Consider the following 15,093-nt stretch of genomic DNA (forward strand, 5'->3'; position numbering starts at 1 on the left):
CTGTCGGGCGTGCGCATACGCCCGGTGTGCTCAACGAGAGCCACCGGTCAGGGGTATTGCGGGGCCGGTGCGGAGGATGGGATTCCGGCCGGTCGGGGGTGGTCGGTCAGGCGGTGCCGGCTCCTTCTGCGGGGCGGGTGTTCGCGGCGGCGGGGGTGGGGAATGTCGCCTGGATCTTCAACGCCCTTTGGAGGTCGTGGAGTTGGTCGGCGAGCCTGCGGCGCAGTGCCGGGGCGGGGTCCGCGTTGCGGAGGCATTCCCCGCCGAGGCGCAGGGTGGCGGTGTCGGTGGCCGTGGTGGGGAAGGCGTAGCGGCCGGCGGCCACGGCGAGGGCGGGTCCGCGGCGGGCGGCGAGGGCGGTGGCGGCGGGGAAGTAGCGGGGCACGTAGGGGTCGAGGAGGTCGTGCTGTTCCGGCTGCCAGAAGCCCTGGGCAATGGCGGTGAAGAGGTAGGCGGAGAGGGTGTCGTCTTCGAACATCCGGGTCCAGGCGGCCTTTTTGGCCTCGGGGTCGGGGAGTGCGGCGCGGCAGCGGGCGGCGCCTTCCTGGCCGTTGGCGCTGGGGTCGAGAAGGAGTTCGTCGGCGATGTCGCCGGGGGTGGCGGCGCCGAGGACGGTGAGGCGGAGCAGGAGCCGCCAGCGCAGCTCGGGATCGAGGGCGGGTCCTTCGGCGATCCGGCCGTCGGTGAGCCAGCCGCGCAGCGTCCTGGTGTCGTGCTCGGTGACGGCGCTGTCGATGAGGGTGCGGGCGGCGCTGAGGTGGGGGCCGGTGTCGGTGCCGCTCAGCAGGGCGCGGCAGACGCCGGCGAGGAGAGTGAGGTCGGCGGTGCGGCGGGCGGGGTCACGGTAGCGGTCGATGAGCTGCTCGCGGGTGAAGGTGAGGACGCCCTGGGCGATGGCGGGGTCGGTTTCGGCGGGGAGGTGCCGCTGGACGAGGGCGAGGTAGTCGGCGGGCGGGAGTTCTCCGTCGCGCACCAGGTCGCGGGCGGCGTTCCAGACGACGGCGCGGGAGAGCGGGTCGGGCAGGCCGCTGAGGGATTCGGTGATGGTGGTCCACGACTGGTCGTCGAAGCGGATCTTGGTGTAGCTGAGGTCGCCGTCGTTGAGGAGGACCAGGTCGGGGCGGACGGTGCGGCCTTCGGGCAGGAGCGGGACGGGGGCGGCGGCGAGGTCGGCTTCGAGGCGTTCGCGCAGCACGAGCCGGCCGGGGTCGGTCACGGCGCGGTCGTACAGGCCGACGGCGATGTGGTGCGGGCGGCTGCCGGTGCGCACGATGACGGGCGCGGCGGGGTTCTCGAAGTGCGGCTGGAGGGTGTCGACGCCGGTGGTGCGCAGCCACTGTGCGGCCCAGGCGTGGACGTCGCGGTCGGTGGCGCGGGCGAGGGAGGCGATGAAGTCGTCGAGGGTGGCGTTGCCGTAGCAGTGGCGCGCTATGTGGTCGTTGACGCCCGCGAGGAAGTTCTTGGTGCCGAGCCAGGCGACGAGCTGCCGGAGCGCGGAGGCGCCCTTCGCGTAGGAGATCCCGTCGAAGTTGAGGAGCGCGGAGGCGGTGTCGGGGACGGCCTCGGGGGCGACGGGGTGGGTGGAGGGGCGCTGGTCGGCGTCGTAGCCGAAGACTTTGCGGGCGATGGCGAAGTCGGTCCAGGTGGTGGTGAAGCCGGTGGCTTCGGAGAGCACCTGGTAGCCGAGGTACTCGGCGAAGGACTCGTTGAGCCAGATGTCGTCCCACCACCGCAGTGTGACGAGGTTGCCGAACCACATGTGGGCCATCTCGTGGGCGATGACGACGGCGCGGTACTGGCGTTCGGTGTGGGTGACGGCGGAGCGGTGGACGAATTCCTCGCTGAAGGTGACGAGCCCGGGGTTCTCCATGGCGCCGGCGTTGAATTCGGGGACGAACGCCTGGTCGTAGGAGTCGAAGGGGTAGGGCTCCTCGAAGAGTTCGTGGAAGCGGTCGAAGCAGCGGCGGGTGATGTCGAGGAGTTCGCGGGCGTCGTGGTCGAGGTGGCGGGCCAGCGAGCGGCGGCAGTGCAGGCCGAAGGGCAGGCCGGCGTGTTCGGTGCGCAGTGAGTGCCAGGGGCCGGCGGCGACCGCGAGGAGGTAAGTGCTGATGGGCGGGGTGCGGGCGATCTTCCAGCGGCCCTGGCCGGCGACGCGTTCGGCGATGCCGTTGCCGAGGACGGTCCATGCGGGGGGCGCGGTGACGGTGACGTCGAAGACGGCCTTGAGGTCGGGCTGGTCGAAGACGGCGGCGACGCGCTGGAAGTCGTCGAGGAACAGCTGGGTGTAGAGGTAGGTCTCGCCGTCGGCGGGGTCGGTGAAGCGGTGCATGCCTTCGCCGGTGCGCGAGTAGGGCATGTCGGCCTCGACGCGCAGCTCGTGGGCGCCGGCCGCCAGGTCGGGCAGCGGCAGCCGGTTGTCGTCCAGCGCGGCCGGGTCGAGTTCCCGGCCGTCGAGTACGACGCGGTGCACGGTGGAGGGCTTGAGCTCGGCGAACGTCCCTACGCCGTCCTCCAGCGCGGTGAAGCGGATCACGACGGTGGAGCCGAAGGTCTCGTCGCCGCGGGTGAGGTCCAGGTCGATCGCGTAATGGTGGACTTGGATCAGGCGGGCGCGGGTCTCGGCCTCGGCGCGAGTCAGAGCTGGCATGCCGCACATGCTGCCGTACGAAGTGCCCGCAGGTCACGGCCCCGGGTGATCTGCCGCGGGCCGGGTGATCTTCCGGGGGTCCAGGTGGTCGGTGGACCAGCCGCCGGGGACGGTGCGGTACTGCTGTTCGCGGAAGCGTACGGGGGCGGCGCCGACGCGGCGGGTGAAGAGCCGGCTGAAGTAGGCGGGGTCCTCGTAGCCGACGCGGCGGGCGACGGCGGCGACCGGCAGGTCGGTGGCGGCGAGGAGTTCCTTGGCGCGGCCGAGGCGGATGCCGAGCAGATAGTCCTTGGGGCTGCAGTCGGCGCTGCGGCGTACGGCGGCCCGCAGTTCGGCGAGGGTCATACCGTGCCGGGTGGCGTGTTCGGCGATGGTCAGCGGGAGGAACGCGTCGCGGGCGAGGGCGTCGAGTACGCGGTCGCCGTCGCAGGTGGTGTCGGCGCGGGCGCGGCGCAGGGCGACGAGGAGTTCATGGACGGCGGCGGAGCTCTCGACTTCGAGGAGCGGGTTTCCCGGCCGGGCCGCGCGGGCTATGCGGGCGATGACGGCGCGCGGTCCTGTGGTGTCGCTGAGGGGGACGATGGGCCGGTCGGGCTCGATGTAGCCGAGTTCGGTGTAGGTGGCGGTGGCGGGTCCTGTGAAGTCGACGAAGCTCTCGTCCCAGCCGCTGCCGGCGTGGGGCGCGTAGTGGTGTTCGGCGTCGGGGGTGAGCCACAGCAGGGTGGGCGCGGTAATTTCCACTGCGTCGCCGCCGCGGTGCCGGAACCAGCCGGTGCCGGCGCTGATGACGACGGCGACGTGGTGGTCGATGGTGCGCGGCCCGACCGTGGGCAGCGCTCCGTGCTGCATGCCGACGCCGAGGCATACCAGGCCGAGCCGGTGGTGGACCGGGTTCGGTGAGAAGTAGCGCATCCATGTATGGAACATCGAGGACTGATCTTTGCTCATGGAGCGCGGTGCTGGCCAGGGGGCCTGGGGCGTGGTCCCGGCCCCCTGGCGGTTCAGGGCCCTACACCTTGTCCGCCGCGGGGGCGGAAGCGGGGGCGGAAGCGGGGGCGGTGCCGGGGCCGAGGTCGGTGACGGTGAAGGTGTCGAGGGCGAACTCCGCGGTGCCGCTGTCCCCGGCCTTGCGCAGCCCCACCCAGGTGCCGCCGTCGGCGGGTGCGGTGAATTCATAGCTGTGGACGGCGGGCTGCGCGGCGGCGGGCAGGACCGTACGGGACAGTTCCGTGGTGCCGGGGCGGTCGGTGGCGGTGATCCAGGCGTACTGGCCGGCCGTCTCGTTCTCGTAGCGGAACGCGACGCGGTAGCGGCGGCCGGGCGTGAAGCGGACGGTGTGCTGGACGGTCCGGTAGATCAGTCCGTCGTTCTCGCCGCGGGACTTGAGCGACTGGGTGCCGTCGATGACATCGTCGATGGCCTTGCCGTTCCAGCCGGCCTGGGTGAACTGGGCGTGCCGCTGCGCGATGTGGGTGCGCGGGTCGGTGACGTCGCCGGCGTCGCCCTTGACGAAGACGCCCCAGCCCTGGGGGACGTTCTCGAAGTCCTCGTGGGCGAGGGCGCCGGGCTTGCGGGTGGGGACGGCGGCGACGACGCGGACGTTGTCGAAGGTGACGCGGGGCTGTCCGGCGTCGGCGCGCAGGGTGAGGGTGACCGGGCCGCCGCCCTCGGGGACGGTGAACCAGGTGAACATCCGCTGCATGCGCGATCCGTGCTTGCGGTCGGCGGCGACATAGTTGCCCGCGGTGGAGACGTCGGTCCAGTTGGCGGCGGTGACGCCGTCAGCGGTGCGGACCTCCAGGGCGGCTCTGCGCCGCTCCCCCGCCGTGGCGCCGACCTCGACCTGGACGGATGCCGCGTAGCTGCCGGGCCGCAGGCGGGTGAGGCGCTGGCCGACGGACGCGGCGGCCCCGGGGCCGATGACGAGTTCGTAGTCGCCGATCGGGTTGCGGACGACGCCGGCCGGCCCGTTGACGTGCCAGTCGTCGAGCCGGCCGGAGTGGAAGCCGGGGTCGTGGAGCGGGGTGCCCTCGCCCCAGCCGGGTGCGGTCTGGCGGGGCGCGCGGTCGCGGTGGACGACGTAGGGCTGCCCGGCGTCGGCGGTCACGGTGATCGCGCCGTCGCGCACCGGCAGTTCGCGTTCGAAGCGGCGGCCCTGGTCGGTGAGGCGGTAGAGGCTGACGGTGCGCGCTGCCGCCCAGCCGGCCGGCAGCCGCCAGGTGCCGGCGCCGCCCGCCGGGTTGTAGTGGTAGAGCTTCGGCGGGTTCTTGGCCTGCCGGGGCTCCCAGGGCAGGAGGTAGCTGCCGCCCCGGTAGACGGTCCGGCCGTCGGTGGTGATGGTCTTGGTGCCGTCGGTGTCGGCGACGGAGGTGCCGGTGGGTCCGAAGAAGGTGATCTCGTGGTCGGTCCAGGTCCTGACCGGGTACGCCTGCAGGTACTTGGCGGGCAGGTTCTCGGTCCAGATGGTGCGGTAGAAGGCGTTCCAGTCGGTCTTGCCGACCCAGCCCTCGAAGGTGCCGAGCTTGGCGGTGCCCAGCAGCGGCCACTTGTCGGCGAAGACGTCCTTCTCGTGGTGCCGGACCATGCGGATGAGCTGGGAGTTGATGCCGCGCGAGGTGTCGGGGCCGTAGTCGGTCTCGTTCGCCCAGTGCGACCACAGGGAGGAGCGCTCCAGTCCGTGGCCCCATTCGCTGGTGACGTTCCAGCCCTGGGCGCGCAGATGGCGCTGGAGGCGGTCGGAAGTCCAGCCCGATTCCCGGAACACGTCGATGTAGAGGGTGTTGAGCGCGGGGTCGGTCTCGTCGCGCAGTTGCTGGAAGCGGGCGGCGATGTCGCCGCTGACGAGGTCGCGGCGGGCGTCGATGCGGTAGGACTGGTCGAGCCAGTCCCACTGCTGGTTCGTCTTGTCGACGAGCTTCTCGGAGAAGGCGTGGGCCACGGGGTAGGACTCAGTGGCGTTGACGTGGACGGCGAAGTCGCTGTTCCACCTGGCGCCGCGGGCGACCAGGGTGTTGAGGTCGGCGAGGCCGCCCGCGCGCTGGTTGTAGTTGCCGCCGTAGTCGGGGTGCGCGGAGTCGTGGCCCTCGGACTGGTAGCCCTTGAGGAGGGTGAACTGCCGCAGGCCGTCGGTGGCCAGCGAGATCCGCTTGACGTTGTCGAGGGTGGCGAGGAACGGGTTGGTGGCCTGGCTGGCGAAGTTGAACGGGATGTGGGGGACGACCCGCAGGTGCTGGGTGTCGGCGCCGAGCGGGGTGACGGCGATGTCCCGCAGCGCGATCGCCGCGTCCTGCCAGTCGGTCCTGCCGTCGCCGTTGCGGTCCCGGGTGACGATGACCTTGGCGTACGGCAGCGGCTCGGCGTCATCGTTGGCGCCGCCGGCCTCTGCGGTGGCGGCCCGGTGGGTCCACTGGCCGGGCGCGAGCCCGGACTCCACCCAGCCGTCGCCGGCCAGGGTCTGCCGCCAGAAGCGGCCGTTCTCCCAGGTCGTGCCTGCCGCACCGACCGGCTTGTCGTAGACGGTGTTGCTCTCGATCGCGGCGGCGAGCGCGTCGGTGGCGACGACCGCGTAGGCGCAGCCGGCCGCCGCGGCCTCGGTCGGGGTGGCCGGGGTGACCCGGACGAGGGTGTCGCCGCTGGCGGCCTTGTCGAGCTGCACCTTCGCGGCGAGCAGCGTGGCGCCGGGCTGGTCGCTGCGTACGCTCAGCAGCCGCAGCCCGGGGATCTGCAGGGTGCCCACGCGCAGGCTCGCGGTGTCGGCGATGGCCGTCACCCGGAATTCGGCGGTCCAGCCGTCGACGGTGATCTGCGCCTCGATGCGCGTTCCGCCGTCGAAGGCGAGGGTGTACGCGATCCGGTCGGCGCGCACTGTGCTGGTGACGATCGGGGTATGGGCGGCGCCGTCGATGAGCAGGGTGCCGGCGGCGGTGGCTTGGCCGTGGATCACGGCGCCGGTGCCGCGGTCGGTGTACGAGACGACGCCGGGGAAGGCGGTGTGGACGCGTACGTCCAGGTGCGCCGAGCGGATCACCGCTTCGCCCGCGGTCGCGGCGGCGGCGCTGCCCTGTCCGGGGGCTAGCGCCGCGGCGATTCCGGCGGCGGCGGTGGAGAGCACCACCGCGCGGCGGCTGGGACCGGCTTCCATGCTGGTGTCGGGGGCGGACATCGCACTCCTCACTACGGCATTGCCAAGGCATCGCTGCGCTGCTGGCTGTGCTGGTGCTGACGGGGTCGGACGCCCTACACCTTGCGCCGGTAGTGACCGTCGCGCCCATGGACAAAGGTGCGCCGCTGTTGGACTCCTGCGCCGGCACTCGTGCGCCGGGACTCATGCGCCCGGACTCATGCGCCGGGCGGTGGCACGGGACAGGTGTGGAGTACGGGTACGGGTGCGGGCCCGCGGATGTCAGGCGTCGAGTGACAGCGTCGCCAGGATCTGCCAGCGATACGCCGGTGTAGCGGGCGGCGCGCGCCTGGACGGCGATGCCCGTGACGACGACATCGGCGACGACGTCGATGTCCGGCTGGCTGTCCAGGATCATCCGGACCCGGTCCTGACCACGTCCTGGTCATCGGCGATGACCACGCTGATCGCCATGCGTTCCCCTCGACGTGTGCCGCTCGCCGGGTGCCGCTGTGCCGCGCCCGCGGTGATCCGTGCGGTGATCCGTGCGGTGATCCGTGTGTTGTTCCATGGGAGCGGGGGTCACCGGCCCTCGCAACCGCAGGGCGGACCGTACGCCGTGCGCGGCCACACCCACGAGCAGCACGGTGGCGCCGATCGTGCCGCCGCCGTCGGCATGCGCGGCGAAGGCCGAGACCGCCGGGACCGCGAGCGCGGCGAGGGCGGCGGCCATGACGATGACGGCGGAAGCGGCGATGACACGGATCTTGGCGGGCATACCGGAACATTAGGATCCGCATACCGGGCATACCTCGCCCTTCCGGCCAGATCTCCATCGGCCGAAAGTACCGTCCTCCTGCTGCGCCGCCCCTGGGCAGGCGGTGACGGGCCACCGCCTACGGCGACAACCGCGTGGATCGACGCGTAAGGTCAAAATCACTACGTCACACCGTGATCAGCGGGGGGAGGTGCCGGTGACCGGGATCGAGCATGGGTTTCCGCACCTTGCCACGATCCAGACCTCACTCACCGCGCTGTACAAGCGGCTGTCGGCCGACACGGTGAGCCAGTTCCCGGCGAGTGTGCTCAAGGAGTCGGTGGAGTTCCCGCCGGACGAGGATCCGTACCTGGGGGCGCAGCGCGTGGCGCGCGTCATGCTGCAGCACTTCCGGCTGCCGGACGCCCGGATGGTGGTGGGGTTCCGCGACATGGTGCATGCGGGCAGCGTCGAACTCGCGGCGGGTCCCGAGTACTTCGTCGAGCTGCATTCGCGGTTCAAGACGGACCGGCGGGATGTGGGCGCGGCGCTGGCCCATGAGGTGATGCACGTCTATCTGCACCGGCTCGGCCTGGAGCTGCCCGGCACCCGGGACAACGAGATCCTGACCGACACCGCGACCACGTTCCTCGGTGCGGGCTGGCTGCTGCTGGACTCGTACCGCGAGGAGCCGGCGATCCGCGAGGACCGGCTGATGATGTCCGCGTACAAGCTCGGCTATCTCACGCCGGAGGAGTACGGCTATGTGCTCGCGAAGCGCGCACTGGTCTTCGGTGACGACATGGAGCCGTGGTTCACCAGCCCGCTGGCGCGCGACGCCTACCGGGCGGGTCTGGTCCTCGCCGAGCAGGAGCAGCGGCAGCCGCCGCTGCTCGCCGCCGGCTGGGCGGCCCGGCGGCGCTATGCCAGGGACCGGCGGGCGGGCACCTCGCTGAGCGCGTCACCGCTGGGCGGGTACTCCTTCGAGGCGACGAATCCGCGGCGGGTCTCGTTCCCGTGCCCCACGTGTCATCAGCGCATCCGTGTCCCGGTGCGCGGCCGTCTCACCGCCCGCTGCACGCTGTGCCGGACGGTCCTGGAGTGCGATACCTGATCCCCGGCATCACGGGCGTCACCGTCTTGACCGGCTCCGGACAGAGGTACGCGGCGCCTGCCCCCCTTGGTCGGGGTGGGACAGACGCCGCGTCCATGTTCCGCACGGCGTTGTGCGGGACAGCTGGGGCGGCCGGAGCCGCGGGTCAGACGGTGACCGGCCGGTCCGTCGGCCTGATCGGGGCCGGCAGGGTGCTGGCGCCGGTGAGGAAGCTGTCCACCGCGCTGGCGGCGGACCGGCCCTCGGCGATGGCCCAGACGATGAGCGACTGGCCGCGGCCCGCGTCACCGGCGACGAACACGCCGCCGACGTTGGTCGCGTAGTCCTGGTCGCGGGCGATGTTGCCGCGCGCGTCCAGTTCCAGGCCGAGCTGGTCGATCAGGCCGTTCTTCTGGTCGGTGCCGGTGAAGCCCATGGCCAGGGTGACGAGCTGGGCGGGGATGGAACGCTCGGTGCCCGGCTGCGGCACGAACTTCCCGTCCTGGAACGTCACCTCGATCAGGTGCAGCGCCTGGACGTTGCCGTCCTCATCACCCTCGAACTTCACGGTGTTGACGGCGTAGACCCGCTCGCCGCCCTCCTCGTGCGCGGAGGTGACCTTGTAGGTCATCGGCATCGTGGGCCAGGGCTGGTTGTCCGGGCGGTCCTCGGTCGGCCGCGGCATGATCTCCAGCTGGGTGACCGAGGCCGCGCCCTGGCGGTGGGCGGTGCCGACGCAGTCCGCGCCGGTGTCGCCGCCGCCGATGACGACCACGTGCTTGCCCGCGGCGGTGATCGGAGGGGCGACAAAGTCGCCCTCCTGCACCTTGTTGGCGAGCGGCAGGTACTCCATCGCCTGGTGGATGCCGCCGAGCTCACGGCCGGGAACCGGCAGATCGCGGGCCTGGGTGGCGCCGGCCGCGATGACGACCGCGTCATAGCGCTTCTTGAGCTTGTCACCCAGCAGGTCCGTGCCGATCTGGACACCGGTACGGAACTTGGTGCCCTCGGCGCGCATCTGCTCGATACGGCGGTTGATGTGGCGCTTTTCCATCTTGAACTCGGGGATGCCGTAGCGCAGCAGGCCGCCGATGCGGTCGGCGCGCTCGTACACCGCCACCGTGTGCCCGGCGCGGGTCAGCTGTTGGGCGGCGGCCAGACCGGCCGGGCCCGAGCCGATGACGGCGACGGTCTTGCCGGACAGCCGCTCCGGGGGCTGCGGGGTCACATCGCCGCTGTCCCACGCCTTGTCGATGATGGTGACTTCGACGTTCTTGATGGTCACCGCGTCCTGGTTGATGCCCAGGACGCAGGCGGACTCGCAGGGAGCGGGGCACAGCCGGCCGGTGAACTCCGGGAAGTTGTTGGTCGCGTGCAGCCGCTCGCTGGCCGCGGTCCAGTCCTCGCGGTAGGCGTAGTCGTTCCACTCGGGGATGAGATTCCCCAGCGGACAGCCGTTGTGGCAGAACGGGATGCCGCAGTCCATGCAGCGGCCGGCCTGCTTGCTGATGATCGGCAGCAGCCCGCCGGGAACGTAGACCTCGTTCCAGTCCTGCTTGCGCTCCTCGACGGGACGCCGGTCGCACAGCTGGCGGGGCGTGGTGAGGAAGCCCTTGGGGTCAGCCATTAGCCGCCTCCATCATCTTCGCGGTGGTCTCGGACTCGGAGAGTCCGGCCTGCTCGGCGGCGTTCTTGGCGGCGAGCACTGCCTTGTAGTCCCTCGGCATGACCTTGCCGAAGCGGGTGAGGGTGGTTCCCCAGTCGCCGAGCAGCTTCTCCGCGACGGTGGAGCCGGTCTCCTCCTGGTGGCGGCGCACGACGTCGTGCAGCCACGTGATGTCGTCGGCGTCGAGCGCCTCGACGTTGACCATGCCGGTGTTGACGTTGTCCGGGTCGAGGTCCAGAACGTACGCGATGCCGCCGGACATGCCGGCCGCGAAGTTGCGGCCCGTCTCGCCCAGGACGACGGCCCGGCCACCGGTCATGTACTCGCAGCCGTGGTCGCCCACGCCTTCCGAGACGACCGTGGCGCCGGAGTTGCGGACGCAGAAGCGCTCGCCGGTCCGGCCGCGCAGGAACAGCTCGCCGCCGGTGGCGCCGTAGGCGATCGTGTTGCCCGCGATGGTGGAGAACTCCGCGAGGTGGTCGGCGCCGCGGTCCGGGCGGACGATGACGCGGCCGCCGGACAGGCCCTTGCCGACGTAGTCGTTGGCGTCGCCCTCCAGGCGGAGCGTGATGCCCCGGGGGAGGAAGGCGCCGAACGACTGGCCTGCGGAGCCGGTGAGGGTGATGTCGATGGTGTCCTCGGGCAGGCCCGCACCGCCGTACTTCTTCGTCACCTCGTGGCCGAGCATGGTGCCGACCGTGCGGTTGACGTTGCGGATCGGGAGCTGCACGCGGACCGGCGCGCCGGTGGCCAGCGCCTCTTCCGCGAGCTGGATCAGCGTGTTGTCGAGCGCCTTCTCCAGGCCGTGGTCCTGCACCGCGACCTGGTGGCGGACGGCGCCCTCGGGCAGCTCCGGCACGTACAGGAGCGGGGCCAGGTCGAGGCCCTGCGCCTTCCAGTGGTTGATGGCGCGGCCGGCGTCGATCAGCTCGGCGTGGCCGACGGCCTCCTCGATGGTGCGGAAGCCCAGTTCGGCGAGGATCTCGCGGACCTCTTCCGCGATGAACTCGAAGAAGTTGACGATGTACTCGGCCTTGCCGCTGAAGCGCTCGCGCAGCACCGGGTTCTGGGTGGCGACGCCGACCGGGCAGGTGTCCAGGTGGCAGACGCGCATCATGATGCAGCCCGAGACGACCAGCGGCGCAGTAGCGAAGCCGAACTCCTCGGCGCCCAGCAGGGCGGCGATGACGACATCGCGGCCGGTCTTGAGCTGGCCGTCGGTCTGCACGACGATACGGTCGCGCAGGCCGTTGAGCAGCAGGGTCTGCTGGGTTTCGGCCAGGCCGAGCTCCCAGGGGCCGCCCGCGTGCTTGAGCGAGGTGAGCGGCGAGGCGCCCGTTCCGCCGTCGTGGCCGGAGATCAGGACGACGTCCGCGTGGGCCTTGGAGACACCGGCGGCGACCGTGCCGACGCCGACCTCGGAGACCAGCTTGACGTGAATACGCGCCTTGGGGTTGGCGTTCTTCAGGTCGTGGATGAGCTGGGCGAGGTCCTCGATCGAGTAGATGTCGTGGTGCGGCGGCGGCGAGATCAGGCCGACGCCCGGGGTGGAGTGCCGGGTCTTGGCGACCCACGGGTAGACCTTGTGGCCGGGCAGCTGGCCGCCCTCGCCGGGCTTGGCGCCCTGCGCCATCTTGATCTGGATGTCATCGGCGTTGACCAGGTATTCGCTGGTCACGCCGAAGCGGCCGGAGGCGACCTGCTTGATGGCGCTGCGCCGGGCCGGGTCGTACAGCCGCTCGGCGTCCTCGCCGCCCTCACCGGTGTTGGACTTGCCGCCCAGCTGGTTCATGGCGATGGCGAGGGTCTCGTGCGCCTCCATGGAGATGGAGCCGTACGACATGGCGCCGGTGGAGAAGCGCTTGACGATCGCTGAGACCGGCTCGACCTCGTCGATGGAGATCGGGGCGCGCGCTCCATCTTCCGCGGACTTGAAGGAGAAGAGGCCGCGCAGCGTCATCAGGCGCTCCGACTGCTCGTCGACGCGGCTGGTGTACTGCTTGAAGATGTCGTAGCGGCGGGTGCGCGTGGAGTGCTGCAGCCGGAAGACCGTGTCCGGGTCGAACAGGTGCGGCTCACCCTCGCGGCGCCACTGGTACTCGCCGCCGATGTCCAGCCGGCGGTGGGCGGCGGCGATGCCGGAGACCGGGTAGGCCTTGGCGTGCCGGGCGGCGACCTCCTCGGCGACGACGTCGAGGCCGGAACCGCCGAGCTTGGTGTCGGTGCCGTGGAAGTAGGTGTCCACGAACTCCGTGTCCAGGCCGATGGCCTCGAAGACCTGCGCGCCGCGGTAGGAGGCGACGGTGGAGATGCCCATCTTGGACATGACCTTCAGGACGCCCTTGCCGAGCGCCTTGATGAGGTTGCGGATCGCGTCCTCGGCCTCGATGCCCTGCAGGAAGGTGTCGGCGCGGGCCAGGTCCTCGACGGACTCCATGGCCAGGTACGGGTTGACGGCCGCGGCACCGTAGCCGATGAGCAGCGCGACGTGGTGCACCTCACGCACATCGCCGGCCTCGACGATCAGGCCGACCTGGGTGCGCTGCTTGGTACGGATCAGGTGGTGGTGGACCGCCGAGGTGAGCAGCAGCGACGGGATCGGCGCGTGCTCGGCGTCGGAGTGCCGGTCGGACAGCACGATGAGCCGGGCGCCGTCCTCCATCGCGGTGTCGACCTCGGCGCAGATCTCGCCGAGGCGGGCCGCGAGGGCTTCGCCGCCGCCCGCGACCCGGTAGAGGCCGGACAGGGTCGCGGCGCCGAGGCCGGGCAGGTCGCCGTCGGCGTTGATGTGGATGAGCTTGGCCAGCTCGTCGTTGTCTATCACCGGGAAGGGCAGCACGACGTTGCGACAGGAGGCCGGTGACGGCTCCAGCAGGTTGCCGCCGGGGCCGACCGTGGAGATCAGCGAGGTGACGAGCTCCTCGCGGATGGCGTCCAGCGGCGGGTTGGTGACCTGCGCGAACAGCTGGGTGAAGTAGTCGAAGAGCAGCCGGGGGCGCTCGGACAGCGCCGCGATCGGCGAGTCGGTGCCCATGGAGCCGAGCGGCTCCCCGCCGGACTTGGCCATCGGCGCGAGGATGACGCGCAGCTCTTCCTCGGTGTAGCCGAAGGTCTGCTGACGGCGGGTGACCGAGGCGTGGGTGTGCACGATGTGCTCACGCTCGGGCAGGTCCTCGAGGGCGATCAGCCCGGCGTCGAGCCACTCCGCGTACGGGTGCTCGGCGGCCAGCGCCGTCTTGATCTCGTCGTCCTCGATGATGCGGTGCTCGGCGGTGTCGACGAGGAACATCTTGCCGGGCTGCAGCCGTCCCTTGCGGACGATCTTGCCGGGCTCGATGTCCAGCACGCCGGACTCCGAGGCGAGCACGACCAGGCCGTCATCGGTGACCCAGTAGCGGCCGGGGCGCAGACCGTTGCGGTCCAGGACCGCGCCGACCTGGGTGCCATCGGTGAAGGTGACACAGGCCGGGCCGTCCCAGGGCTCCATGATCGTGGAGTGGTACTGGTAGAACGCCCGGCGGGCCGGCTCCATCGAGTCGTGGTTCTCCCACGCCTCGGGAATCATCATCAGCACGCTGTGCGGCAGTGAGCGGCCGCCGAGGTGCAGCATCTCCAGCACCTCGTCGAAGGACGCGGTGTCGGAGGCCTCCGGGGTGCAGACCGGGAAGATCCGCTCCAGGCTGCCCTCGAACAGGTCGCTGGAGAGCTGGGACTCGCGGGCCCGCATCCAGTTGCGGTTTCCCTTGACGGTGTTGATCTCACCGTTGTGCGCCACGAACCGGTACGGGTGGGCGAGCGGCCAGCTCGGGAAGGTGTTGGTGGAGAAGCGGGAGTGGACCAGGGCGATCGCGGTGGCGGTCCGCCGGTCCGACAGGTCGGGGAAGAACGGCTCCAGCTGTCCGGTGGTCAGCATGCCCTTGTAGATGAGCGTGCGTGCGGACAGCGAAGGGAAGTAGACGTCCGCCTCGCGCTCGGCTCGCTTGCGCAGCACGAAAGCGGGCCGGTCGAGCGCCAGGCCGGACCTGGTCCCCGTGGCGTCCGCCACGAAGAGCTGGGCGAAGTGCGGCATCGTGGAGCGGGCGGTGGCGCCGAGCAGCTCCGGGGTGACCGGGACCTCGCGCCAGCCGAGGACGGTGAGGCCCTCTTCCGCGGCGATCCGCTCGATCGCGTCAACCGCCTTGGTGCGGTCCTCGGTCTCGACCGGGAGGAAGCCGATGCCCACGGCGTAGCGGCCGGCCTCGGGGAGAGCGAACCCGGCGGCCTCGCGCAGGAACGCGTCCGGGACCTGGAGGAGGATGCCCGCGCCGTCACCCGAATCGGGCTCGGAGCCGGTGGCACCCCGGTGCTCCAGATTGCGCAGAACGGTCAGTGCCTGCTCGACCAGCGCGTGGCTGGCCTCGCCCGTCAGGGTGGCCACGAAACCGACGCCACAGGCGTCGTGCTCGTTGCGGGGGTCGTACATTCCCTGCGGGGCGGGTCGCCCGTCCATGAACGCGGAACGCATCGGCTCTCCCGTCGTCGTCATTGGCATATATGCAGTGCCTGTCATAGGCATGCGCAATAGGGACGACGTTGGCCCTCTGCGATTTCGTGCAGGTTACATGATGGCTGAGTGTTCGAGAAGCGGATACTCAGTTCCATCATGTGGACAAGGTGCGGTGTATGCAGGCAGTACGCAGACCGAACGAACCATGTCGTTACCGTGCTGCCCGGGGCGGCTCCGCCCGGGGCGCCACGGTCTGATGCCCGTTGGCACGGGGCCTGAAACGAGGGGGAAACAACAGGAGGCTTGTGGCCTCGGTCACCCGGC

Annotated in this window: 7 protein-coding genes; 1 reads left to right on the plus strand and 6 read right to left on the minus strand. The window is 71.0% G+C overall.

What is annotated here, in order from left to right; genetic code table 11:
* Positions 1-106: 106 nt before the first annotated feature.
* The 4 genes from pepN to QMK24_RS24045 all read right to left on the minus strand — a co-directional run bounded on the left by pepN (position 107) and on the right by QMK24_RS24045 (position 7,545).
* Positions 107-2,647: an aminopeptidase N gene (gene pepN, locus QMK24_RS24030; protein WP_283468771.1), complete on the minus strand. Its 2,541-nt coding sequence runs from the start codon at positions 2,645-2,647 to the stop codon at positions 107-109.
* Between the two features lie 33 nt (positions 2,648-2,680).
* Complete coding sequence (locus QMK24_RS24035; RefSeq protein ID WP_283468823.1) at positions 2,681-3,574, minus strand: helix-turn-helix domain-containing protein; 894 nt, start codon at positions 3,572-3,574, stop codon at positions 2,681-2,683.
* Positions 3,575-3,656: 82 nt separating this feature from the next.
* A complete protein-coding gene (locus QMK24_RS24040) occupies positions 3,657-6,809 on the minus strand; it encodes an endo-alpha-N-acetylgalactosaminidase family protein (protein WP_283468773.1) in 3,153 nt (1,050 codons plus the stop codon).
* A 403-nt stretch (positions 6,810-7,212) separates the two neighbouring features.
* Positions 7,213-7,545 (minus strand): hypothetical protein, encoded by a 333-nt coding sequence (locus tag QMK24_RS24045; protein WP_283468774.1) that lies wholly within the window; start codon positions 7,543-7,545, stop codon positions 7,213-7,215.
* Positions 7,546-7,735: 190 nt separating this feature from the next.
* Between QMK24_RS24045 and QMK24_RS24050 the strand changes: the two genes are divergently transcribed.
* Positions 7,736-8,638, plus strand: a complete 903-nt coding sequence (locus QMK24_RS24050; RefSeq protein WP_283468776.1) for a hypothetical protein — start codon at positions 7,736-7,738, stop codon at positions 8,636-8,638.
* A gap of 145 nt (positions 8,639-8,783) precedes the next feature.
* On the opposite strand, the gene QMK24_RS24055 is transcribed toward QMK24_RS24050, so the two are convergent.
* Both QMK24_RS24055 and gltB read right to left on the minus strand, forming a co-directional pair.
* Positions 8,784-10,244: a glutamate synthase subunit beta gene (locus tag QMK24_RS24055; protein ID WP_283468777.1), complete on the minus strand. Its 1,461-nt coding sequence runs from the start codon at positions 10,242-10,244 to the stop codon at positions 8,784-8,786.
* Positions 10,237-14,787: a glutamate synthase large subunit gene (gene gltB, locus QMK24_RS24060; RefSeq protein WP_283468778.1), complete on the minus strand. Its 4,551-nt coding sequence runs from the start codon at positions 14,785-14,787 to the stop codon at positions 10,237-10,239. Before gltB ends, QMK24_RS24055 begins: the two co-directional genes overlap by 8 nt.
* Positions 14,788-15,093: the final 306 nt, after the last annotated feature.

Origin of the sequence: Streptomyces sp. PH10-H1 (genome assembly GCF_030063355.1) — a bacterium.
GTDB lineage: Bacteria > Actinomycetota > Actinomycetes > Streptomycetales > Streptomycetaceae > Actinacidiphila.